This window comes from Acinetobacter portensis (assembly GCF_009372215.1).
Taxonomy (GTDB): Bacteria; Pseudomonadota; Gammaproteobacteria; order Pseudomonadales; family Moraxellaceae; genus Acinetobacter; species Acinetobacter portensis.
Map to the genome: position 1 here is coordinate 1 of NZ_LWRV01000121.1, position 815 is coordinate 815.

The 815-nt window shown below is 44.4% G+C and carries 1 pseudogene; it reads right to left on the bottom strand.

Annotated features, from left to right (window positions below):
* Positions 1 to 12 precede the first annotated feature (12 nt).
* Positions 13 to 760: pseudogene (locus tag A6M14_RS14025) on the bottom strand (IS5 family transposase).
* Positions 761 to 815: the final 55 nt, after the last annotated feature.

The following is an 815-nucleotide window of genomic DNA, read 5'->3' on the forward strand; positions in this document are numbered from 1 at the left end:
TAGGGCGTGTCATCAATTAATGGAGATGATTGTTGATGCTAAGTAGATCGCTGATAAGAAGTTTTGAGCCAATTTATCATAGCGTGTGGCAATAGCACGATACTGCTTGAGCTTGGCAAAAAAGTTCTCGATCAGATGTCTTGCCTTGTAGAGATGTCGGTCATAATCACGCTGATCAATAGAATTACTTTTCGCTGGCATCACAATTTGACCCTTCGCCGCTAAAATTGGAGCAATGACCCGATCCCTGGAGTTGTAGGCTTTATCCATAAGCCAGGTCTGGCTCAACGATAAGTCCAGCAACACATCTGAACCGTTTAAGTCATGGGCCTGCCCATCAGTGAGATAAAATCCTGTTGGGTTGCCTAAAGCATCAGTACGGGCATGAATTTTGGTGCTTAAGCCACCTTTACTGCGTCCAATCGCCTGATTTTTTTTTCCCAGCGCTGTGTTGATGAGCACGTACAATGGTGGAGTCTAACATGGCGTATTCATTATCACTGTCATGTGACAGCACTTCAAAGACCCTCTGCCACATACCTGTTTTAGCCCAACGGCTAAAACGAGTATGCACGACTCTAAAATCACCAAAGCGTTCTGGTAAGTCTCGCCACGGGATACCTGAACGATACCGATACAATACTGCTTCAACAAATAGTCGGTTGTCTTTGGCCGTTACTCCAACAGTACCCATTCGTCCAGGTAACAGATCTTTAATCTGTTCCCATTGATCATCTCTTAAGGCATAGCGTTTAGTCATAAAAGTATAATGGGGACAAGGTGGTTTTCCTCAAGGTAATTGATGACACGCCCTA